23 protein-coding genes are annotated in these 20,062 nt (G+C 67.5%); 7 read left to right on the top strand and 16 right to left on the bottom strand.

The window, feature by feature from the left end; translation table 11 throughout:
* Positions 1-6: 6 nt before the first annotated feature.
* The 3 genes from PWS46_RS00875 to groES all read right to left on the bottom strand — a co-directional run bounded on the left by PWS46_RS00875 (position 7) and on the right by groES (position 2,602).
* A complete protein-coding gene (locus tag PWS46_RS00875; protein ID WP_434616803.1) occupies positions 7-372 on the bottom strand; it encodes a hypothetical protein in 366 nt (121 codons plus the stop codon).
* Between the two features lie 247 nt (positions 373-619).
* Positions 620-2,263 (bottom strand): chaperonin GroEL, encoded by a 1,644-nt coding sequence (groL, locus tag PWS46_RS00870; protein ID WP_434616800.1) that lies wholly within the window; start codon positions 2,261-2,263, stop codon positions 620-622.
* A gap of 48 nt (positions 2,264-2,311) precedes the next feature.
* The gene (groES, locus tag PWS46_RS00865) at positions 2,312-2,602 is read right to left on the bottom strand and encodes a co-chaperone GroES (RefSeq protein ID WP_042702035.1); all 291 of its coding nucleotides are present in this window, start codon (positions 2,600-2,602) and stop codon (positions 2,312-2,314) included.
* A gap of 291 nt (positions 2,603-2,893) precedes the next feature.
* On the opposite strand from groES, the gene PWS46_RS00860 reads away from it, so the two are divergent.
* The 4 genes from PWS46_RS00860 (at position 2,894) to PWS46_RS00845 (ending at position 5,259) form a co-directional block, all read left to right on the top strand.
* Entirely contained in the window at positions 2,894-3,157 is a 264-nt protein-coding gene (locus PWS46_RS00860; RefSeq protein ID WP_434616797.1) for an usg protein, read from the top strand.
* 115 nt (positions 3,158-3,272) lie between these two features.
* Positions 3,273-3,425, top strand: coding sequence for a hypothetical protein (locus tag PWS46_RS00855; RefSeq protein ID WP_167393307.1), 153 nt, complete (start codon positions 3,273-3,275; stop codon positions 3,423-3,425).
* A 160-nt stretch (positions 3,426-3,585) separates the two neighbouring features.
* Positions 3,586-4,080, top strand: coding sequence for a lysozyme (locus PWS46_RS00850; RefSeq protein WP_434616794.1), 495 nt, complete (start codon positions 3,586-3,588; stop codon positions 4,078-4,080).
* A gap of 111 nt (positions 4,081-4,191) precedes the next feature.
* Positions 4,192-5,259: a COX15/CtaA family protein gene (locus PWS46_RS00845; RefSeq protein ID WP_434616792.1), complete on the top strand. Its 1,068-nt coding sequence runs from the start codon at positions 4,192-4,194 to the stop codon at positions 5,257-5,259.
* Between the two features lie 49 nt (positions 5,260-5,308).
* On the opposite strand, the gene PWS46_RS00840 is transcribed toward PWS46_RS00845, so the two are convergent.
* The 8 genes from PWS46_RS00840 to ccoN all read right to left on the bottom strand — a co-directional run bounded on the left by PWS46_RS00840 (position 5,309) and on the right by ccoN (position 12,958).
* Positions 5,309-5,995 (bottom strand): Crp/Fnr family transcriptional regulator, encoded by a 687-nt coding sequence (locus PWS46_RS00840; protein WP_083897443.1) that lies wholly within the window; start codon positions 5,993-5,995, stop codon positions 5,309-5,311.
* Positions 5,996-6,153: 158 nt separating this feature from the next.
* On the bottom strand, positions 6,154-6,357 hold the full coding sequence (gene ccoS / locus PWS46_RS00835; RefSeq protein ID WP_149273345.1) for a cbb3-type cytochrome oxidase assembly protein CcoS: 204 nt from the start codon (positions 6,355-6,357) through the stop codon (positions 6,154-6,156).
* Complete coding sequence (locus PWS46_RS00830; RefSeq protein WP_434616788.1) at positions 6,278-8,812, bottom strand: heavy metal translocating P-type ATPase metal-binding domain-containing protein; 2,535 nt, start codon at positions 8,810-8,812, stop codon at positions 6,278-6,280. The genes ccoS and PWS46_RS00830 overlap by 80 nt, the downstream gene beginning before the upstream one ends.
* 45 nt (positions 8,813-8,857) lie before the next feature.
* A complete protein-coding gene (locus PWS46_RS00825; RefSeq protein WP_434616785.1) occupies positions 8,858-9,388 on the bottom strand; it encodes a FixH family protein in 531 nt (176 codons plus the stop codon).
* A gap of 243 nt (positions 9,389-9,631) precedes the next feature.
* Positions 9,632-10,522, bottom strand: a complete 891-nt coding sequence (ccoP, locus tag PWS46_RS00820; protein WP_434616783.1) for a cytochrome-c oxidase, cbb3-type subunit III — start codon at positions 10,520-10,522, stop codon at positions 9,632-9,634.
* A 3-nt stretch (positions 10,523-10,525) separates the two neighbouring features.
* Positions 10,526-10,687 (bottom strand): cbb3-type cytochrome c oxidase subunit 3, encoded by a 162-nt coding sequence (locus PWS46_RS00815; protein ID WP_012972963.1) that lies wholly within the window; start codon positions 10,685-10,687, stop codon positions 10,526-10,528.
* Positions 10,688-10,702: 15 nt separating this feature from the next.
* Complete coding sequence (ccoO, locus tag PWS46_RS00810) at positions 10,703-11,440, bottom strand: cytochrome-c oxidase, cbb3-type subunit II (RefSeq protein WP_434616781.1); 738 nt, start codon at positions 11,438-11,440, stop codon at positions 10,703-10,705.
* 21 nt (positions 11,441-11,461) lie between these two features.
* Positions 11,462-12,958 (bottom strand): cytochrome-c oxidase, cbb3-type subunit I, encoded by a 1,497-nt coding sequence (gene ccoN, locus PWS46_RS00805; protein ID WP_085087624.1) that lies wholly within the window; start codon positions 12,956-12,958, stop codon positions 11,462-11,464.
* 246 nt (positions 12,959-13,204) lie between these two features.
* Between ccoN and PWS46_RS00800 the strand changes: the two genes are divergently transcribed.
* Entirely contained in the window at positions 13,205-13,783 is a 579-nt protein-coding gene (locus PWS46_RS00800) for a hypothetical protein (RefSeq protein WP_434616778.1), read from the top strand.
* Positions 13,784-13,849: 66 nt separating this feature from the next.
* Complete coding sequence (locus PWS46_RS00795) at positions 13,850-15,061, top strand: class I SAM-dependent rRNA methyltransferase (protein WP_434616775.1); 1,212 nt, start codon at positions 13,850-13,852, stop codon at positions 15,059-15,061.
* 28 nt (positions 15,062-15,089) lie between these two features.
* Here the strand turns inward: PWS46_RS00795 and PWS46_RS00790 are convergent, their stop codons facing one another.
* Both PWS46_RS00790 and PWS46_RS00785 read right to left on the bottom strand, forming a co-directional pair.
* On the bottom strand, positions 15,090-16,448 hold the full coding sequence (locus PWS46_RS00790) for a class I SAM-dependent RNA methyltransferase (RefSeq protein WP_434616772.1): 1,359 nt from the start codon (positions 16,446-16,448) through the stop codon (positions 15,090-15,092).
* A gap of 41 nt (positions 16,449-16,489) precedes the next feature.
* Entirely contained in the window at positions 16,490-16,912 is a 423-nt protein-coding gene (locus PWS46_RS00785; protein WP_434616769.1) for an acyl-CoA thioesterase, read from the bottom strand.
* A gap of 180 nt (positions 16,913-17,092) precedes the next feature.
* Here PWS46_RS00785 and PWS46_RS00780 point away from each other — a divergent pair, with 180 nt between their 5' ends.
* Positions 17,093-17,338, top strand: coding sequence for a hypothetical protein (locus tag PWS46_RS00780; protein ID WP_014248877.1), 246 nt, complete (start codon positions 17,093-17,095; stop codon positions 17,336-17,338).
* Positions 17,339-17,341: 3 nt separating this feature from the next.
* Here PWS46_RS00780 and PWS46_RS00775 read toward each other — a convergent pair whose 3' ends face one another.
* The 3 genes from PWS46_RS00775 to PWS46_RS00765 form a co-directional block, all read right to left on the bottom strand.
* The gene (locus tag PWS46_RS00775; RefSeq protein WP_434616766.1) at positions 17,342-18,169 is read right to left on the bottom strand and encodes an ABC transporter permease; all 828 of its coding nucleotides are present in this window, start codon (positions 18,167-18,169) and stop codon (positions 17,342-17,344) included.
* A gap of 25 nt (positions 18,170-18,194) precedes the next feature.
* Positions 18,195-19,079 (bottom strand): ABC transporter permease, encoded by an 885-nt coding sequence (locus PWS46_RS00770; RefSeq protein ID WP_434616763.1) that lies wholly within the window; start codon positions 19,077-19,079, stop codon positions 18,195-18,197.
* Between the two features lie 107 nt (positions 19,080-19,186).
* Entirely contained in the window at positions 19,187-19,963 is a 777-nt protein-coding gene (locus PWS46_RS00765) for an Hpt domain-containing protein (protein ID WP_434616760.1), read from the bottom strand.
* Between the last annotated feature and the right edge of the window lie 99 nt (positions 19,964-20,062).

Raw genomic sequence — 20,062 nt, 5'->3', positions numbered from 1 at the left:
CGTGCTTCAGCTGCGGCGGCGGGGCGAGGCGAAGACGCTGGACGCCGACAGGGCGCCGCCCCGATCGCCGTTCTCTTCGGCGCGGAAGACGCTGGGGCGGGATTCGCGGCGGGGATGGCGCGGCGCGTCTTCACGGCCCTCACCGCCACGCCCCTCGCGACCCTCGCGGCCTTCGCGGGGCGGCTTGGCGGGCTGGCGCAGTTCGGCGTCGAGTTCGGCGATGCGCTTGACCAGCGCTTCACGGATGGCGGGGGCCGCGTGGGCTTTCAGCGTCGCCAGCTGTTCCTTGAGCTGAACCAGCTGGCGCTGCTTCTGCTCGCGGGTGCGCTTGATGGCGACGTTGTCGGAATGCTGGCCCTCGAAGGAGCGCATGGAACAGGCCCTCGTTAAAATACGGAAGTCAGGAGGCCAGGGCGCCCCACGCTGGGGCACCCGGCAAGAGAGGGGCGGATTATTGGGAGGCGACCGCGGCAAAGCAAGGCGGACTTCGCCTTGACATTTCAGGATGCCGGGCTGTGGCGACGGCGGCGCGGCGGCCCCCCTCTTTCGGCATGGAAAAAGGGCGCCCCCTTGCGGAGGCGCCCCTTTCCGAACAACTGAACGGTGGAACGACGGGCTATTAGAAGCCCATGTCGTCCATGCCGCCCATGCCACCCGGCATGCCGCCCGGAGCAGCCTTCTTCTCCGGCTTCTCGGCGATCATCGCCTCGGTGGTGATCAGCAGGCCGGCGATCGAGGCCGCATCCTGCAGGGCGGTGCGAACCACCTTCACCGGGTCGATGATGCCGGCGGCGACCAGATCGGTGAACTCACCCTTCTGGGCGTCGTAGCCGTAGTTGGTGTCGTTCTGGTCCAGCAGCTTGCCGACCACGATCGAACCGTCGGTGCCGGCGTTGTAGGCGATCTGACGGACCGGGGCCTGCAGGGCGCGACGGATGATGTCGATGCCGACGCGCTGCTCGTCGTTGGCCGGGGTCAGGGCGTCCAGGGCCTTGGAGGCGTACAGCAGGGCGGTGCCGCCGCCGGCGACCACACCCTCTTCCACGGCGGCGCGGGTGGCGTGCATCGCGTCGTCAACGCGATCCTTGCGCTCCTTCACCTCGACCTCGGTCGCACCGCCGACGCGGATGACGGCGACGCCGCCGGCCAGCTTGGCCAGACGCTCCTGCAGCTTCTCGCGGTCGTAGTCCGAGGTGGTCTCCTCGACCTGCGCGCGGATCTGGCCGCAACGGGCTTCGATGTCGGCCTTCTCGCCGGCGCCGTCGACGATGGTGGTGGTCTCCTTGGAGATCACGACCTTCTTGGCGGTGCCCAGCATGTCGAGGGTGACGTTCTCGAGCTTGATGCCGAGGTCTTCGGAGATGACCTGGCCGCCGGTCAGGATGGCCATGTCCTCCAGCATCGCCTTGCGGCGATCACCGAAGCCCGGAGCCTTGACGGCGGCGATCTTCAGGCCGCCGCGCAGCTTGTTGACCACCAGGGTGGCCAGCGCCTCGCCCTCGATGTCCTCGGCGATGATCAGCAGCGGACGCGAGGACTGGACGACGGCTTCCAGAACCGGCAGCAGCGGCTGCAGGCCCGACAGCTTCTTCTCGTGCAGCAGGATGTACGGGTTCTCGAGGTCCGCGACCATCTTGTCGGCGTTGGTCACGAAGTACGGCGACAGGTAGCCGCGGTCGAACTGCATGCCCTCGACGACGTCCAGCTCGGTGTCCAGGCTCTTGGCCTCTTCCACCGTGATGACGCCCTCGTTGCCGACCTTCTCCATCGCCTGGGCGATCATCTTGCCGATCTCGGCTTCGCCGTTGGCGGAGATGGTGCCGACCTGGGCGATCTCGTCGTTGGTCGTGACCTTCTTGGCGCGGGCCTGGATGTCGGCGACGACGGTGGCGACGGCCACGTCGATGCCGCGCTTCAGGTCCATCGGGTTCAGGCCGGCGGCGACCTTGGTCACGCCTTCGCGGACGATGGCCTGGGCCAGGACGGTGGCGGTGGTGGTGCCGTCACCGGCCAGATCGTTGGTCTTCGAGGCGACCTCGCGGACCATCTGGGCGCCCATGTTCTCGAACTTGTCGGCCAGCTCGATTTCCTTGGCGACCGACACGCCGTCCTTGGTGATGCGCGGAGCACCGAAGGACTTCTCGATCACGACGTTGCGGCCCTTCGGGCCCAGCGTGACCTTCACGGCGTCGGCGAGGATGTCAACGCCACGCAGCAGCTTTTCGCGCGCGGTGGGGCCGAACTTGACGTCTTTGGCAGCCATGTCTCGATTCCTTTAACTTGTAAATTTCGAAGGATACGGGCGGAGGACTTAGGCCTCGATGACGCCCATGATGTCCGATTCCTTCATGATCAGGTAATCGACGCCTTCGATCTTCACTTCCGTGCCCGACCACTTGCCGAACAGGATGCGGTCGCCGGCCTTGACGTCCAGCGCCACGACCTTGCCCGACTCGTCACGGGCGCCGGGGCCGACGGCGATGATCTCGCCTTCCTGCGGCTTTTCCTTGGCCGTGTCGGGGATGATGATCCCACCCTTGGTCTTGGTGTCGGACTCCAGACGCTTGACGACGACGCGGTCGTGCAGCGGGCGGAACTTCATGGAATGCCTCCTTGGATCAAGGCTTGGTTCTGACTGACGCGGATTGGCGCGGGCGGCGGCTGTTAGCACTCCCTCCCGGCGAGTGCCAGACAGCTAATCCAAGCGCTTTGGGGATTCAAGAGGCTCGTTTCGGAATTTGGCGCAAATGCCGGCAGCACTCGCCCGGAAATGCTGCTAACACATTGAAAAACATTAATTTATCCAGTTGCGCGACAGACCGCGCGCAGGCAAGATTTCTTCAAACGGTCACGAAGCGTCCGGCCGTTACACCCTCAGCATGGGAGTCCGCGCATGGCCGATCTCAGCCTCCAGCTCCGCGATTTCCGCCTGACCACCGCCGAGATTCTCTACCATATGCCGGACCATCCCGGCCTGCTGCAGTGCTATCTGTGGCAGGAGCTGGACCGGGCGCCGGACTATCCGGTGCTGCGCCGCTTCCTCGAATTCTGGCAGCGCACTCTGGACGGCAAGCTGCATTCGGTGCGGCTGGCGAGCCAGACCCTGATCACCCCCGGCGAGCTTCGCCACGCCGCCGCCGATTTCCGGCTTCACTGACCCCAGGCACTGATCCCGGCCGGTACTCTTCCGCCTCCTGTGACTGCCGTCACAGCACCACTCCCCGGTATTCGCTAAAATTTTAGCGAATACCGGGACTGCAGAGGCGGAGGGGATGATGGCGGCGAAGCGGAAGGCGGCGGACTGGCGGACTCGCGAGGGCCGGCTGGTGGAAGCGCTGCTGGAAATCACCACCATCGCCGGACTGTTCGCGCTGCTGTTCGCCCTGTTCGTGCTGTTCGGCGCCGCGCAGACGCTGACGCCCTGATGCTCCGAACCTGACGCTTTGGCAGACCTGTCCGGCCGGCATGCAGCGAAATACGGCAATTTGAATTCTACACTTCCCGCCAAAAGAGTATCTTGGATAGGATCGCTCCCGTTGCGGGCGGAGGATGTCCGCCCGGCGCGCCAACCGGGAGTTCCCATCCATGACCACCAAGCCGGTCTGCCAAGCCGCGGTCGATCTCGTGAAGCATTTCGAGGGCCTGTACCTCAACGCCTATCTCTGCCCGGCCGGCGTTCCCACCATCGGGTACGGCCACACCGCCGGGGTGAAGATGGGGCAGACCATCACCGCGGAGCAGGCCGACGCGTTTCTCGCCGCCGACCTGACCCAGGCGGCGGGTCACGTCGACGCGCTGGTGAAGGTGGCGCTGAACGACGACCAGCGCGGCGCGCTGTCCTCCTTCGTCTTCAACCTCGGCGCCGGCAGCCTGCAAAGCTCGACCCTGCTGAAGCTGCTGAATGCCGGCGATTACGCCGGGGCCGCCGACCAGTTCGGCCGCTGGGTCTATGCCACGGTGAACGGCAAGAAGACCAAGCTGGCCGGCCTCGTCGCCCGCCGCGCGGCGGAAGAGGCGCTGTTCGACGGCCAGACCGCCCAGCCCCAGGCCGGCGTGACCACCGCCGACGGGGTCGTCTGATCCGCCATCCGGCGGGCTCGGCCAGGAAGCACCTGACAAGAGGCGTTTGACGCGGCGGGATGTTCGCACCACATTGGCGAACATCCCACCGCCGCGCTCCGGAATGCCGCCTTGACCGCCTTCGCCTCCGACAGCCTCGCCGCCCCCACGTCACCAAACCCGAACCGGCCCATCGCCGTCTGGCTTCTGATCTGCGCCGCCATGGTGCTGGCCATGGCCGTGATCGGCGCCATCACCCGGCTGACGGAATCCGGCCTGTCGATGGTGGAGTGGAAGCCGCTGATCGGCATCCTGCCGCCGCTGTCCTCGGCGGAGTGGAACCGCGTCTTCGACCTCTATAAGGCGACGCCGGAATTCCGCATCTACAACAGCCACATGGATTTGGCCGGCTTCCAGTCGATCTTCTGGTGGGAGTGGTTCCACCGGCTGTGGGGCCAGCTGATCGGCTTCGTCTTCCTGATCCCCTTCCTGCGCTTCTGGATGCAGGGCCGCATCTCGGCGGAGCTGTGGCCGAAACTGGCCGGGCTGTTCCTGCTGGGCGGGCTGCAGGGCGGCATCGGCTGGTTCATGGTGAAGAGCGGGCTGGTCGATTCGCCGAACGTCAGCCATTACCGGCTGGCCCTGCATCTCAGCACCGCGATCCTGATCTATGCCCTGCTGCTGCGCACCGCGTTCGGCCTGCTCGACCCGCTGCCGCTGGCTGGCTGGCGGCCGGAATCGGCGCCGTTGCGCCGTCACGCCCGCTGGGCGCTCGGGCTGGTCGCCGTCACCATCGTCTGGGGCGCCTTCGTCGCCGGATCGGATGCCGGCTTCGCCTACAACACCTTCCCGCTGATGGCCGGCCACTGGATCCCGCCGGAGGTGAACACGCTGACCCCCTGGTGGATCAACCCGTTCGAGAACACCGCGGCGATCCAGCTGATCCACCGCACGCTGGCGATCCTGACCGGGGTGGTGGTTCTGGTGCTGGCCGTCCGCGTCGTGAACGCCCGCCTGCCCGGCCGCGCCGGCCGCGCCGCGCTGGCGTCGGGCGTCATGGTCCTGCTGCAGATCGCCATGGGCATCGCCACGCTGCTGACCGTGGTGTGGATCCCCATCGCCGCCGCCCATCAGGCCGGCGCGATCCTCGTGGTGTCGATGCTGGTGTGGCTGCTGTTCGAACTGCGGCCCGTCGATTGACCGCTTCGTGACGCGGCGGCGTCCCCGGTAAAGCGGCGGACGCCCTGCCTTACGCCCCTTCGGCCAGATCGTACATGGCGTCGAGGTCGGCGATCAGGACCTTGTTGCCTTCCTGCAGCGAGATCACCCCGGCGGTCTTCAGCTGGGTGAAGGTGCGGCTGACGGTTTCGGTGGTCAGGCCCAGATAGTCGGCGATGTCGGCGCGGCTCATCGGCACGAAGACCGGGTTTTCCTTGTGGCCGCGGCGGGCGGCGCGCTGCGACAGCATCAGCAGGAAGGAGCAGATCTTCTCCTTCGCCGTCTTGCGGCCGAGCAGAAGCATCTGGTCCTGCGCGGCGGCCAGCTCGTTCGACGCCATGGAGAACAGGCGCCGCTGCATCTTGGGAAATTCCTCCAGCAGCGCGTCGATCTTCTTGCGCGGGAAGCGGCAGAGCGAGGCGCTGGTCACCGACTCGGCGGTGTAGGCATAGCTGTCGTTGACGGCCAGCCCAAGGAAATCGCCGGTCACCAGGAATCCGGTGATCTGGCGGCGCCCGTCCGGCAGCAGCTTGTACAGCTTCACCGTACCGGACGTGACGTTGTAGAGCGCGTCGGCGGCGTCACCCTCGGCGAACAGGGTGTGGCCGGCATCGATGCGCACATTCTGCAGAATGTCGGCGAGACGGCGCAATTCCTCGGGTTCCAGCGCCGCGCACACCGTCAGGCTGCGCACGGGACAGGCCCCGCAGGGATTCATTTCCGTCGCAGCGCTCTTGTCGCGAGCCCGGACCATATCGAAGGGTGGCATGGAGGAACCCAGCCTTTCATTCCGCATGCGCCCATATTGGTGGCAATCGCAGAGAATCGCAACCTTGCACGCATACAACCCCTTCATTGCCCATATCGGACTTGGGGCTATTGCCCGCGCGCGGCCTCCGCCGGCTTGGCCGGTTCATGCCCGGCGCGGGCGGGGGGCGGCAGGTCGTCGTCGAACAGCACGCGATGGGCCGCTCCGTCGAGATCGTCGAACTGGCCGGACTTAAGCGCCCACAGAAAGGCCCCCAGCCCCAGACCGCCCAGGCTCAGCGCGATCGCGATCAGATAGAGAAGCTCGTCCATCACCCGAATCCTTACCCGACGCTTCCCGCGCGGCGATGTCCCGCAGGGGAAGATCCTTGACGACGGCGCCGCGGGCCAGCCGCAGCGCGTTGAGAATGACGATCAGCGACGAGGACGACATGGCCAGCGCCGCCAGCAGCGGCGTCAGCAGCCCCCCCATCGCGAGCGGCACGGCGCACAGGTTATACACCAGCGCGATGCCGAAATTCTGCTTCACCAGACGGCCGGAGCGGCGGGAAACCTCCAGCGTCTCGACGATCGGGCGCAGCAGGCGACCCTGGAACACCACGTCGGCGGCGGTCTGGCTGACGTCCACCGCGGTGGAGGGCGACATCGACACCGCGGCGGCGGCCAGCGCCGGCGCGTCGTTCAGCCCGTCGCCGACCATCAGCACGGTACGACCCTGCGCCGCCAGGTCGGCCAGCACCGCGGTCTTGTCGGCCGGCGCCTGCTCGGCCCGCCAGTCGGCGATGCCCAGCCGCTCCGCCACCGCCGCCACCGCACCCCGGCGGTCACCCGACAGCAGCTTCACCTCCAGCCCGCGCGCCTTCAGCGCCGCCACCACGGCGGCAGCATCGGGGCGCGGGGCGTCGAGGAAGACGATCCGGCGCGGCTCTTCGCCCGGACGGGCCAGCCACAGCTCCGGCCCGGCGGCGTCCTCGGCGTCCGCCGGCGCGCCGGTGAAACGGCGACTGCCCAGCCGCACCTCGCCGTCCGCCGTCTGCAGCGACAGGCCGGCGCCGGCGATCTCGCGCACGCCCGCGGCCACCGGCACCTCCGGCGCAACGGCCGCCAGCGCGCGGGCCAGCGGATGGCGGCTGGCCGCGGCGAGCGAGGCCGCCAGCGCCAGATCCTCCGCCGCCAGCCCGTCCAGCTGCGGCACCGGCCGCCCCTCGGTCAGGGTGCCGGTCTTGTCGAACACCACCGTGTCGATGGTGGCGAGCCGCTCCAACGCGGTCGGGCTTTTCAGCAGGGTGCCCTGCCGCATCAGCCGGCCGCTGGCGATCACCTGCACCACCGGCACGGCCAGCGCCAGCGCGCAGGGGCAGGTGATAATCAGCACGGCGATGGCGTTCATCAGCGCGTCCTGCCACACGACCCCGCCCAGCAGCATCCAGGCGGCGAAGGTGGTCAGCGCGGTCAGATGCACGACGGGGGCGTAGAGGCGCGACACCCGGTCGGCGATGGCCACGTACTTGGCGCGCCCCTGCTCCGCCACCTCCATCAGCCGGACGATCTCGGCCAGCAGCGTGCCCTCCCCCACCGCGGTGACGGTCAGGCGCAGCGGCGCGGTCAGGTTCAGGGTGCCGGCGAAGACCTGATCGCCCGGCCGCGCGGTGCCCGGCACCGTCTCGCCGGTGATGAGCGCAGTGTCGAGATCCGACACGCCGTCGGACACCCGGCCGTCGACGGGGATGCGTTCGCCGGCGGCGACCAGGATGGTGGCTCCGGGGCCGACCTGCTCCGGCGCCACCACGGCGGTGGTGCCATCCGCGTTCAGGATGGTGACGGCGTTGGCGCGCAGGCCCAGCAGCTGTTCCGCCGCCGAGCGCGCCCGGCCGCGCGCCCGCTGGTCGAGATAGCGGCCGATCAGCAGGAAGAACAGCAGCATCACCGCGCCGTCGAAATAGGCGTGCTCGCCGCTGTGGATCGTCTCGAACAGGCTCATGCCGGTGGCGAGCAGGACGCCGATGGTGATCGGCACGTCCATGTTGGTGCGGCCGTGGCTGAGCGCCGACAGCGCCGAGCGCGCGAAGGGACGCAGCGCATAGGCGATGGCCGGCATGCAGACCAGCGCCGAAATCCAATGCATCAGGTCGCGGGTGGCGGTGCCCATCCCCTGGCTGTGGCCGGCCCAGACCGACACCGACAGCAGCATGACGTTGCCCATGGCGAAGCCCGCCACCGCCATGGCGCGCAGCAGTTCCTTCTCGCTCTTCGCCTGGGCGCCGCCCAGCCGCTCCGGGTCGAAGGGCACGGCGCGATATCCCAGCTGCGCCACGGTGCCGACCACCGCGTTGGCGTCGGTCTCCTTGGGGTTCCAGCGCACGGTCAGCCGGCGCGTGGTCATGTTCATGCGGGCCTGACCGATGCCCGGCTGGCGGCTGAGCGCCGATTCGATCAGCCAGACGCAGGCCGCGCACTGCATGCCGTCGACCATCAGGTGCAGGCTGCGGCTGCCGTCGGATTCCTCGCGCGCATGCGGTTCGTAATCGGCGGCGGGGGTCTCGTCGGGGCGCAGCGGCCGGGCGGTGGGATCGACGCTGCGGCGCTCGTAATAGCGCTCCAGCCCCAGCCCGCGAACGAGGTCGTAGGCGGCGGCGCAGCCGGTGCAGCAGAAGGGACCCGCCCCGTCCGCGGCGGTCGTCACACCGACGGTCGTCACACCGGCGGTCAGCCCCCCGGTTTGCGCGCCTTCGCCCAGCTCTTGTCCGCAATGGAGGCAGACGGTCATCTCAAGGTCACCCTGGCTGTCCCGGTCGCGGCGGTGTCGCCGCCGTCACTGCACCCAGACGCGCTTCTGGTCCTGATAGTCGCCGGTGGCGTGGGTGATGACGAAGCGCATGTCCCACTGGCCTTCCAGATCCAGTTCCACCGGGGCGCCATAGCGGCCCTCGCCCAGATAGGGCAGCGTCAGGCTCTTGTCATGCCCCTCCGCGGTCGGGCGGATCATCGTCACGGTGACGGTGGCGTCCTTCAGGACATGGCCGGCCTTGTCGCGGGCGGTGATGGCGATGACGGCCTTGCGCGGCTCGGTGCTGGTGAATTGAGGCTCGACCTGCCAGCCGCGCTCCGCCTGGGCGCGGGCGCCGGCGAGGTCGTTGTTGTAGCCGAGACCCTTGATGAAGTGGTTCTCGGTCTCCACCCCGGTCCAGCTCGACATCGCGAAATGGACCATCACCCCGTTCACCGCCAGGACGATCATGAAGACGCCGACGAAGATCCAGGGGATGTACCATCCCGGCTGGCGCGATGCCTTTCCAGGCTTCGGGGAGACGGGACGGTTTCCGGTGGCGGTGCTGATGCTCATGGTCGCTGGCTGCCCTTCGACTGGTCGGCTGCTTTCGATCGGCGGCGTTTGATCGACGATGTGTGTGGCCGGTCGGGAGGCACTATGGCGACCGATTGCCGCAGGTACATTGCGATGGATCAAATGACAGGAAGTTAACGAAACCGCCGTCCGGCCGCCAGTTCCACATAAGAAAAGGCGCCGGGGAGAGATCTCCCCGGCGCCCTTCCGGTCGGTTCCGAACCTGTTCCCAGGACCGACGGCTTACTTGCCGCCGCCCAGGTTGTGGACGTAGACCGCCAGCGACTTGATGGTCGCGTCGTCCAGACGCTTGGACCAGGCCGGCATCACGCCGGCGCGGCCGTTGGTCACCGTCTCCATCAGCGTGGCCTTGTCGCCGCCGTAGAGCCAGTTGGCCTGCTTCAGCGGGGGGGCGCCAATGCCGTCGAGACCGGCGGCAACCGCACCCTGGGCCGCGTCGCCGTGGCAGGCGGCGCAGTTCTCGTCATAGACGGTCTTGCCCTTTTCGGCCTTGCCGGCGTCGGCAGGCTTGCCGTTCAGCGACAGGACATAGTCCGTCACCTGATCGATCTGATCGCGGGTGAGGATGCCGTCCTTGCCGAAGGCGGTCATGCCGACGTTCGGCACGCCGCGGGTGTCGCCGTCATCCGAGCGGATGCCGTGCTGGATGGTCTTGTAGATGTCGGCCGAGGCACCGCCCCACAGCCACACGTCGTCGGCCAGCGTCGGGAAGCCCTTGGCACCCTGGCCGCCGGCGCCGTGGCAGGCGGCGCAGTTCTCGTTGAAGTAGGACCGGCCGCCGGCCATCGCGAAGCCCAGCAGGTCCTTGTCCTTCTGGATTTCGTCGACCGACTTGGCGGCGATGGCGGTCAGGTACTTGGCCTGGCCGGCCTTCGCTTCCGCCAGCTTGGTGTCCAGCTCCTCGCGCTGGGAATAGCCGAGGATGCCCTTCGTGTAGGTCTTGCCCAGCGGCCAGGCCGGGTAGAACACGTAGTACACCATCGCCCAGGCGATGCAGACGTAGAAGAGATACAGCCACCACTTCGGCAGCGGATTGTTCAGCTCGCGCAGTCCATCCCACTCGTGGCCGGTGGTCTCGACGCCGGACAGCTCGTCCTTGTAATTCTGTGCCATGGTCTAAAGCTCCTGACCATCATCCTTGAGCGGGATCTGGGCGGCGTCGTCGAAGGTGCGGCGGTTGCCGGGCCACATGGCGTAAACCAGGATACCCGTCAGCAGCAGCATCAACCACACCGTCCAGAAGGACCGAAGCATCACCGTGATCGAATCCAAGTCCATGGATTCCTCCCCCGATTACTGCTGCAGTTGCTTGGACTGGTACTTGGTGAAATCCACCATGGTGCCCAGCACTTGCAGGTAGGCAACCAGAGCGTCCATTTCGGTGACGGTCTTGCTGCCGGTGAAGTTCGCGACCACGGCCTTCGGGTAGCGCTTCATCAGCCCGGCGGTATCGGCGTCCGGGTTCTTCTGCGCTTCCAGGTCGGCCTTGGCGTTGGCGATCTGCTCGTCGGTGTAGGGCACCCCGACGATCTTCAGGGTCTTCAGGTGGTCGGCGATGTCGCCGTAGTTCAGCGGACGGTCCTTCATCCAGCCGTAGGTCGGCATGATCGACTCCGGCACGACCGCGCGCGGGTTCACCAGATGGGCGACCTGCCAGTCGTTGGAGTATTTGCCGCCGACGCGGGCCAGATCCGGGCCGGTGCGCTTGGAGCCCCACTGGAACGGATGGTCATACATCGACTCCGCCGCCAGCGAGTAGTGACCATAGCGTTCGACCTCGTCACGGAACGGACGGATCTGCTGGCTGTGGCAGTTGTAGCAGCCTTCGCGGAAGTAGATGTTCTGCCCGGCCAGCTCGAGCGGGGAGTAGGGACGGACCCCCTCCACCTTCTCGATGGTCGATTCGATCGTGAAGAGCGGGACGATCTGAACCAGACCGCCGATCGACACGGTGATCAGCACGAGCACGATCAGCAGAAGGGTGTTCCGCTCGATCAGGTCGTGGCTGAAGCCCTTTTTATCCTGAGCCATTTCTCGCATCCTTCCCTAGCGTCAGGCCGCGCCGACCGTCGCCTTGTGCGGCGTGGTGACATAGGGCTTCTCGATGCGGACATCGCCCTTCGCCGTGCGCCACAGGTTGTAGACCATGATGAGAGCGCCGGTGACGAACAGGACGCCGCCCATCGCGCGGATCACGTAGAACGGGTGCATCGCCGCGACGGTCTCCACGAAGGAGTACTGCAGGAAGCCCAGGTTGTCGTAGGCGCGCCACATCAGGCCCTGCATGATGCCCGACACCCACATGGCGGTGATGTACAGCACGATGCCGATGGTGGCGGTCCAGAAGTGGTAGCTGACCAGACGCAGGCTGTAGAGCTGCGAGCGCTTCCACAGCACCGGAACCAGGTAGTAGATCGCGCCGAAGGAGATGAAGGCGACCCAGCCGAGCGCGCCAGAGTGCACGTGGCCGACGGTCCAGTCGGTGTAGTGCGACAGGGCGTTGACCGGCTTCACCGACATCAGCGGGCCTTCGAAGGTCGACATGCCGTAGAAGGCGACCGAGGTGACCAGGAAACGCAGGACCGGGTCGGTGCGCAGCTTATCCCAGGCGCCCGACAGGGTCATGATGCCGTTGATCATGCCGCCCCAGGACGGCATCCACAGCATGACGGAGAAGGTCATGCCCAGCGTCTGCGCCCAGTCCGGCAGGGAGGTGTAGTGCAGGTGGTGCGGGCCGGCCCAGATGTAGAGGAAGATCAGGGTCCAGAAGTGGACGATCGACAGGCGGTAGGAATAGACCGGCCGCTCGGCGCGCTTGGGCACGAAATAGTACATGATGCCCAGGAAGCCGGCGGTCAGGAAGAAGCCGACCGCGTTGTGGCCGTACCACCACTGCACCATCGCGCTCTGCACGCCCGACACGTAGGTGTAGGACTTCATGCCGAACAGCGACACCGGAACGTTGACGTTGTTGCCGATGTGCAGGATGGCGACGGTCAGGATGAACGCCATGAAGAACCAGTTCGCCACATAGATGTGCGACTCGCGCCGCGTCATCACGGTGCCGATGAACTGGACCGCATAGAGCACCCAGACGACCGTCAGGTACAGGTCGAGGATCCACTCCGGCTCGGCGTATTCCTTGCCCTGGGTGAAGCCCAGGACATAGCTCAGCGCCGCGAGCACGATGAAGATGTTGTAGTTCCAGAAGATGAACTTCGCCAGCCCTTCGCCCCCGAAGAGATGCTGGCGGCAGGTCCGCTGGACCGAATAGAGCGAGGTGGCGAGCAGCACGTTGCCGCCGAACGCGAAAATCACGGCCGAGGTGTGGACCGGGCGCAGGCGCCCGAAGCTCGTCCACTCCAGCCCGAGATTCAGCGCCGGGAAGGCCAGCTGCAGAGCGATGAAGGTGCCGGCCAGGAAACCGACCACGCCCCAGAACACTGCAGCGATAACGAAGAGTCGGATGGCGTCCTCATTGTAACGCACGTCTTCCGACACCCGCTGGCTGCCCAGGGTGGCCCCTGAAGTCAGAGTCGCTGATGTCATACAATCTCTCCCGTTTGCCCCGGGCGGCCGTGGGGCCGCGCCTTCTGGGTTGCACCACCACTGGGTACGTACTGTTAAGGAGCGGGACAGGTTGCACTCGGAAATGCCGAAAAGGACGCCGGGCGCGCCTGTCTCCAATGGACGCCACTATGTGTATGGGGGGGTTCAGCAACATTGATCTACGTCAACGACCCTTGCGGCCAGGGCCTGCCATCGTTCAGGGTCCTTGCAATCGGCCGGACTGAAATGGACGACAGTTTCATCGCCAAACCCCTTGGTCGCCGCCAGATCGACCAGGCCTATCCGCTGGTCTGCGCCATCGCGCCGGGCCTGGGGGTCGACCAATGGCGCGCATTTGCCGCAGCGCTGCTCGACAGCGCAACCGGGGGCAGCAGCCGCAGGGCCGGGGGCGGGGGCAAGGGAGGTGCCGGGACGGACGGCATGCCCGCGGCCCGCGGCATCATGACCGTGCAGAATGCGCAAGGATACATGCACGGCCTGTTCTCCTACGGGGTGGAGACGCAGTTGCTGCATGGCCGGACGCTGTGCGTCGACAACTTCGTCGTGCTCGACCTGTTCGACGTCGCCGGCCCGGCCGAGACCCTGCTGCAGGCGATGGAAGGGCTGGCCCGGCGGCTCGGCTGCACCGCCATTCACACCACCCTGCCGGAGCGCTACCTGCCGCGGGACTCCCGCCGCAGCCCGATCCCCGACTGCTTCCGCATCGAGGGCCACCGGCAGGAGACGGTCCGCTTCTGCAAGGATCTGGTGGTGGTCAACGACAACGCACCCGACCGGCCGGGCGGCGCCGTCGGGGTGGAATAGAGGCACCGGCACGGCGGGCACAGCCAGCCATTGCGCGCCGGCGAATTGCCGCTAGGATGCGGCCCCATGAGCGACACCGGCACCAAACCCGTCAAGAAGTACCCGCCCATCCATCTGCAGGCCGGCCGCCAGCGGCGCGTCATGCATGGACATCCCTGGGTCTATTCCAACGAAGTCCAGATGGACAGCATCGCCAAGGCGGTGCCGCCCGGCAGCCCGGTGCGGCTTCTGGACCCCGGCGGGACGCCGCTGGGCATCTACACCTTCAATCCGCACACGCTGATCGCCGCCCGGCTGCTGTCGACCGATCCGGCGACCGTGGTGGACCGCGCCTTCATCGCCGGCCGGCTACGCCGTGCGGTGGAACTGCGCGACCGGCTGTTCGACCGTCCCTTCTACCGCGTCGTCCATGCCGAGGCCGACGGGCTGCCCGGCCTGATCGTCGACCGGTTCGACGATGTGGTGACGGTCCAGGCCAACTCCGTCTTCATGGACGGCCGGATCGACGACATCCTGGCCGCCATCGACGAGGTGATGGCGGCGCGCGCTGTCATCCTGCGCAACGACGGCAGCCAGCGCGCGCTGGAAGGGCTGAGCGAGGAGACCCGGCTGGCCAAGGGCGAGATCGACGGCCCGATCCGCCTGGAAGAGAACGGCGTGACCTTCTTCGCCAACCCGCTGGACGGCCAGAAGACCGGCTGGTTCTACGACCAGCGCCACAACCGCGCCTTCATCGCCTCGCTGGCCAAGGGCGGCCGGGCGATCGACTTCTACAGCTACAACGGCGGCTTCGGCATCCAGTGCGCGGTTGCCGGCGCCACCCATGTGGTCGCGGTCGACCGCTCCGCCCTGGCGCTGGAGAACGCCGCCCGCGCCGCAGAGGCGAACGGCGTCGCCGACCGCTTCGAGGCGCGCAAGGCCGACGCCTTCCAGGAGATGGAACGGCTGGGCGAGGCCGGCGAGACATTCCAGGTGGTGGTCGCCGATCCGCCTGCCTTCGTGAAGTCGAAGAAGGATCTGGCGGCCGGCTCCCGTGCCTACCGCAAGATGGCGCGTCTGGCCGCGAAGATCACGGCGCCCGGCGGCTATCTGCTCTGCGGGTCGTGCAGCCACAATGTCGATCCGCCGACCTTCGCCGAGCTGGTCGCCCGCGGCCTGCACGACGCCGGCCGCACCGGCCGCATCCTGCGCAGCGCCGGCGCCGGCCCCGACCACCCGGTCCACCCGCACCTGCCGGAGTCGGCCTATCTGAAGGCGATCGTTCTGCAGCTGGATTGATGCGAAGGGGGAGGCTGCGACAGCCTCCTCACCGCTCGAACAGGCCGACCAGTTCCACATGGGCCGACCACAGGAACTGGTCGACCGGCCAGACCTTCACCAGACGATAGCCGCCATCCACCAGCACCCGCGCGTCGCGGGCGAAGCTGGCGGGGTTGCAGGACACGCCCACCACCCGCGGCACTTTGCTGCCGGCGAGCACCGCCGCCTGGGCCGCCGCCCCGGCGCGCGGCGGGTCGAACACCACCGCGTCATAGCGGTTGAGGTCCTTCACTCCCAGCGGGTTCTCGAACAGGTCGCGCCGCTCCACCGTCAGCCGCAGCCCCTGCACCGCACGGCCGAGCGCCGCCACCGCCGCCTCGTCGCCTTCCACCGCATGAACCGCCGCCTGTTGCGCAAGCGGAATGGAGAAGGTGCCGATGCCGGCGAACAGGTCGGCGATGCGGGACGCCTGCCCGACTCCCTCGCGCACCGCCGCCACCAGGGCCGCCTCGCCCGCCGCACTGGCCTGCAGGAAGGCGCCGGGCGGCGGCTGGATCGGAACGCCTGCGAAACGGATGAAGGCCGGACGGCGGTTCGCCACCGGCTCCGCCGCCATGCGGTCGGTGGGCTGCCAGGCGATGCGGGCGATGCGCTCCGGCTCGAAAGCGACCAGAGCCTCGCGGGCGCCGCGATCCAGGCTGCGCGGCCCGACCAGCAGCAGGTCGACGCCGCCCTCCAGGTCGGTCAACACCACGTCGGCGTCGCCGCCGTCCGGCAGGATCTCCGCCAGAACGGCGCGCAGGGGCTCCACCAGGGCGAACAGGCGGGGCGCCAGGACCGGGCACTCCTCCAGATCGACCAGCCGGTGGCTCTGCCGTTCGTTGAAGCCGAACCAGACGCGCTTGCCGCGCTTCAGCGCCGCGAAACGGGCGCGGCGGCGGGCGCCGGCCGGCGTACGCGCCAGCGGTTCCAGCGGCACGTCGCCCAGCCCGACCCGCTCCAGCGCACCGCGCACCATCCCGCTGTTCCAGGCGGCGTACGTCGCATCGTCCATCTGCTGCAGAGTACAGCCGCCGCAGCGGCCGAAATGGCGGCAGGGCGGGGTCTGGCGGCCGGGGCCGGGCTCGATAACCTCGAGCAAGTCTGCCCGTACGCCCTCCCCTTTCCCATCGCCCTCGGCGACACGTACACGGACGCGGTCGCCGGTCACCGTGTAGGGCACGAACAGGCGCAGGCCCTCGGCGAAGGCAATCCCGTCGCCGCGCGCACCGACGTCGGCGATGGCGACCTCCATTTCCCGCATCCCAATAGGCGCATGGGCGGGCGGCTGGGCGGTCTTGCGGGCGGGCGGGCGTCCCTTGGCGAAGGGGCGCTTGCCGGAAGGGCGCTGGGGGGAGCGCGTCATGTCGGGGGTCCGTCGGGGTGCGGGAGCTGGTGCGCCTCCCTTTACGCCTCCAGCAGCTTGGCGCGCAACGGTTCCGGGATCGGGGTCGGGCGATGGGCCGCCTTGTCGACGATCACCGCCACCGCTTCCTGCGTGGCGATGCAGAGGTCGCCCAGGAAGATGGCGCAGCCCAGCGTGATGGAGCTGGTGCCTAGCCGCAGCGTCCGCGCGCCGACCCGGACGATGTTGGGATAGAGCAGCTCCGCCTTGTATTCGATCAGGCTGCGGGCCAGCACGACGGTCCACGGAACCTCGTCGGTGAAGCCGCCGACCTGATGGATCAGGGCGACGCGCGCCTGTTCGAAATAGACGCCGAGGGCATTGTTGTTGACGTGCCCCACCGCGTCGAGGTCGTTGAAGCGCACGCGCTCCTCCCACCAGAAGCGGTAGAGGTCGGGGCTGGTCAGGTCGGGCGTCCCGGTCATGCTGTCTCTCTTGCCGTATAGGTCAATACATCTCCGGACTGTGGCGTATGGTCCGGGGCGGCGCAAGCCCGGCCTCCCGCTTCGCGGCCTCAATTTGCGGCCGCGACAGCGAATTCCCGCGCCAATCGCCGATTGGGCGTGTTATTGGAGTCGGACCAACCCTCCGCAACGGACCGGACGATGAGCAAGGACACCACCAACCAGACGGCCGAGGCGCTGTTCGAAAAGGCGCTGTCGATCGCCGAAAAGCACCTGGATGAGGCGATCAAGGAAGGTGGCCCGCTCGGCCCCTACATCGCCGTCGCCATGATCGAGGCCGCGGTGAACGCCGCCGTGGACGAGACCAGCCACGAAGACGTCATCGACATGCTGCGCGACCTCGCCGCCCAGATCGAGGCGGACGCCGACGAGGCGGAAGAGGACTGAGGATTACGCCGACTCCAAGGCTGCTGCGGACCCTGCCTGCCGGCGCGCCTCGCGCCGGCGCAGGATCTCGTAGACGACGGCGCCCAGGATGGTCAGCGCGATCAGCACCAGCGACAGCGCGTTGACCGCCGGGGTCAGCCCGGTGCGAACCTTGGTCGCGATGTAGACGGTCAGGGTGGTGTCCAGCCCGCGCACGAACAGCGTGGTGTTGTAGTTCTCGAAGCTCTGCAGGAAGGCCAGCAGGGCCGCCGACAGGATCGCCGGCATCAGGTACGGCAGCGTGATGCGCCGGAACACCTGCCCATGGGTGGCGCCGAGGTCGAGCGCGGCCTCCTCCAGCGCCGGATCGAACCGCTCCAGCCTTGCCGAGAACAGCAGCATGGCATAGGCGGCGATGAAGCTGGACTGCGCGACCACGGTCAGGAAAAGCCCGCCGCTGACCCCGAACCACTCCCGCCAGAACACCAGCGTGGAGATGCCGACGATCACCCCCGGCGTCAGCAGCGGCGACACCATCAGCGCGTAGAGGAAGGTCTTGGCCCGGCTGTGCAGCCGGTCGAGCAGCAGCGCCGCCGCCAGCCCCAGCGGCACCGCCAGCGCGATCACCCCCGCCCCGACGATCAGGCTGGTGCCCAGCGCCGCCCACATGCGCTGGTCCTCCCACAACGCCTGGAACCAGCCCAGCGTGAAGCCCAGCCAGGGCGTGACGGTGGGAAAGCGGCTGCTGTTGAAGGTGGCCGCCGCCATGATGCCCAGCGGCAGGAACAGATAGCCGAAGAACAGCACCAGATAGGTGCCGGTCAGCAGGCGGCGGAGTCGGGCGGCGCTCATGGTTGCGGGCTCACTTCGCAATGGCTCACTTCGCGATATCGGCCAGCCCGACGCGGAACAGTCGCATCGCGCCGAGGATGAAGCCGATGCACAGCACCAGCAGGATGAAGGCGTAGGCCGCCCCCTGGTTCCAGTTTCCGCCCTCGAAGAACCAGTTGTAGATGATCTCGGTGAACCAGCGGCTGTTCGGCCCGCCCAGCAGGGCCGGCACGGCATAGCTGCCGGCGGCCAGCATGAAGGTCATGATGCAGCCGACGGCGATGCCCGGCTTCGCATGGGGCAGCACGATGCGGCGGTGGATGCGCAGCCAGCCGGCGCCGAGGTCCCGCGCCGCCTCGATCTGGTTGCGGTCCAGCGATTCGATGGCGTTGTAGAGCGGGAAGACCATGAACAGGATGTAGACATAGACCATCCCGACGATCACCCCGCCGTCGCCGCCCAGGAAGCGCTGCGGCTCGTCGATGATGCCCAGCCCCAGCAGGATCGCGTTCAGCGGCCCGTTGTAGGCGAGGATGATGTACCAGGAGAAGGTGCGCAGCAGCTCGTTGATCCAGAAGGGCACGACCAGCATCAGGATCAGCAGCGGCAATCGCCGTTTCGGCGCCACCTGCGCCAGATAGAAGGCGACCGGATAGCAGACGGCCAGCGTCGTGGCGGTGACCAGCGCGCTGGCCCAGATCGTCTTCAGGAAGATCGACAGGTGGATGCTGTTGGTCCACAGCGTCAGGTAATTCCTGGCCGTGAACACGTCCTCCGGCCCGCCGATCTTGGACGGCGGCAGCGACGGCCGGAAGGAGAAGCCGATCATCATCAGCTGCGGCAGCACCACCAGCAGCGCCAGCCACAGCGCCACGGCCAGCAGGATCACCCCGGTCAGGACCGGGCCGTACCGGCGAAGAACCTCCGTCATTGGGGCGCTGCTCCAGCCTGTGGGACCGGTTTGACGCCTAACATGGGGATTCCCGCCGGCGCAAGCGCGGCTATATGACGATGACGTTCAGCCGAATGGCTGCCCGCTCACCCCAGATTGTGCTTGGCCACCACCGCGGCGAAGTCGTCGCCGAAATGCTCGCCGACACGGATGACGGAGACGCCGTACGGGATCTCCTTCAGCGACGGGTGGTCGAGGTTCAGCGAGGTCAGCAGCGCCATCGGCACATGCTGGGTCACGCTCATCGCGCGCAGGCCGCGGATCAGGTCGAGGCCGGACAGCCCGTCCATCACCATCGAGGCGATGACCATGTCCGGCGGCACCCGCACGGCAAGGCTGATCGACTCGATGGGGTCGGTCACCGTCATGGTGCGGAAGCCGCAGGCCGCCAGCTCCGTCCCCAGCTTCTTGGCGACGACCTTGGACGGGGTGACCAGCATGATCTCGACGTTACGGACATCGACGTCGGTGACCTGGAACTCATAGCGCACCGGCAGGGCGCGGATGATCTTGTTGGTCTCGGCCAGCAGCGGCTGCTCGGCGCGGTCGACCAGTTCGGAGATGCGGTCGATGAAGATCTGGGCGTCGACCAGCTGCTTCTCGTCCAGCCGCTTCAGGCCGCTGAGGTAATCCTCCAGCCGGTGGGCGACGAGGCTGACGGTGGGATAGCCGAAGCTGGTGCCCATGCCCTTGAAATTGTGGGCTTCCAGCCGCAGCACGCCGATGGTGTCCGTGTCGCTGCGCCCGCCCTTCACGCGATCCGCCAGCGTCGCGTTCATCAGTTCCAGACGATCGCGCGCGTCGTCCACGAACTCCATGCGCAAGCGGTCTTCGAGGTCGTCGGTCGACAGGGGCGAGGCCATGGAGAGGGTTCCGGCTGGGGGAAAGGGGTAGCCCGAAGGTACACCAAAACCGGACGCCGAAACAGACGCGGCGCGCCCCTATGCGATAGGGACGCGCCG

The organism is Azospirillum sp. B2RO_4 (assembly GCF_051124815.1).
Lineage (GTDB): Bacteria > Pseudomonadota > Alphaproteobacteria > Azospirillales > Azospirillaceae > Azospirillum.
Note: the sequence above shows the minus strand (reverse complement) of the source record. Positions and strands in the feature narration are given on the sequence as shown.

Excerpts from the sequence above, each read along its gene's own strand:
- PWS46_RS00800 (WP_434616778.1), top strand. The coding sequence starts at position 13,205 with ATGGACGACAGTTTCATCGCCAAACCCCTTGGTCGCCGCCAGATCGAC.
- ccoO (WP_434616781.1), bottom strand. The coding sequence starts at position 11,440 with ATGGCTCAGGATAAAAAGGGCTTCAGCCACGACCTGATCGAGCGGAAC.
- PWS46_RS00830 (WP_434616788.1), bottom strand. The coding sequence starts at position 8,812 with ATGACCGTCTGCCTCCATTGCGGACAAGAGCTGGGCGAAGGCGCGCAA.
- PWS46_RS00825 (WP_434616785.1), bottom strand. The coding sequence starts at position 9,388 with ATGAGCATCAGCACCGCCACCGGAAACCGTCCCGTCTCCCCGAAGCCT.
- PWS46_RS00795 (WP_434616775.1), top strand. The coding sequence starts at position 13,850 with ATGAGCGACACCGGCACCAAACCCGTCAAGAAGTACCCGCCCATCCAT.
- PWS46_RS00850 (WP_434616794.1), top strand. The coding sequence starts at position 3,586 with ATGACCACCAAGCCGGTCTGCCAAGCCGCGGTCGATCTCGTGAAGCAT.
- PWS46_RS00840 (WP_083897443.1), bottom strand. The coding sequence starts at position 5,995 with ATGAATCCCTGCGGGGCCTGTCCCGTGCGCAGCCTGACGGTGTGCGCG.
- PWS46_RS00860 (WP_434616797.1), top strand. The coding sequence starts at position 2,894 with ATGGCCGATCTCAGCCTCCAGCTCCGCGATTTCCGCCTGACCACCGCC.
- ccoS (WP_149273345.1), bottom strand. The coding sequence starts at position 6,357 with ATGGACGAGCTTCTCTATCTGATCGCGATCGCGCTGAGCCTGGGCGGT.
- groES (WP_042702035.1), bottom strand. The coding sequence starts at position 2,602 with ATGAAGTTCCGCCCGCTGCACGACCGCGTCGTCGTCAAGCGTCTGGAG.
- PWS46_RS00765 (WP_434616760.1), bottom strand. The coding sequence starts at position 19,963 with ATGGCCTCGCCCCTGTCGACCGACGACCTCGAAGACCGCTTGCGCATG.
- PWS46_RS00775 (WP_434616766.1), bottom strand. The coding sequence starts at position 18,169 with ATGAGCGCCGCCCGACTCCGCCGCCTGCTGACCGGCACCTATCTGGTG.
- PWS46_RS00785 (WP_434616769.1), bottom strand. The coding sequence starts at position 16,912 with ATGACCGGGACGCCCGACCTGACCAGCCCCGACCTCTACCGCTTCTGG.
- PWS46_RS00770 (WP_434616763.1), bottom strand. The coding sequence starts at position 19,079 with ATGACGGAGGTTCTTCGCCGGTACGGCCCGGTCCTGACCGGGGTGATC.
- PWS46_RS00790 (WP_434616772.1), bottom strand. The coding sequence starts at position 16,448 with ATGACGCGCTCCCCCCAGCGCCCTTCCGGCAAGCGCCCCTTCGCCAAG.
- groL (WP_434616800.1), bottom strand. The coding sequence starts at position 2,263 with ATGGCTGCCAAAGACGTCAAGTTCGGCCCCACCGCGCGCGAAAAGCTG.
- PWS46_RS00855 (WP_167393307.1), top strand. The coding sequence starts at position 3,273 with ATGATGGCGGCGAAGCGGAAGGCGGCGGACTGGCGGACTCGCGAGGGC.
- ccoP (WP_434616783.1), bottom strand. The coding sequence starts at position 10,522 with ATGGCACAGAATTACAAGGACGAGCTGTCCGGCGTCGAGACCACCGGC.
- ccoN (WP_085087624.1), bottom strand. The coding sequence starts at position 12,958 with ATGACATCAGCGACTCTGACTTCAGGGGCCACCCTGGGCAGCCAGCGG.
- PWS46_RS00780 (WP_014248877.1), top strand. The coding sequence starts at position 17,093 with ATGAGCAAGGACACCACCAACCAGACGGCCGAGGCGCTGTTCGAAAAG.
- PWS46_RS00815 (WP_012972963.1), bottom strand. The coding sequence starts at position 10,687 with ATGGACTTGGATTCGATCACGGTGATGCTTCGGTCCTTCTGGACGGTG.
- PWS46_RS00875 (WP_434616803.1), bottom strand. The coding sequence starts at position 372 with ATGCGCTCCTTCGAGGGCCAGCATTCCGACAACGTCGCCATCAAGCGC.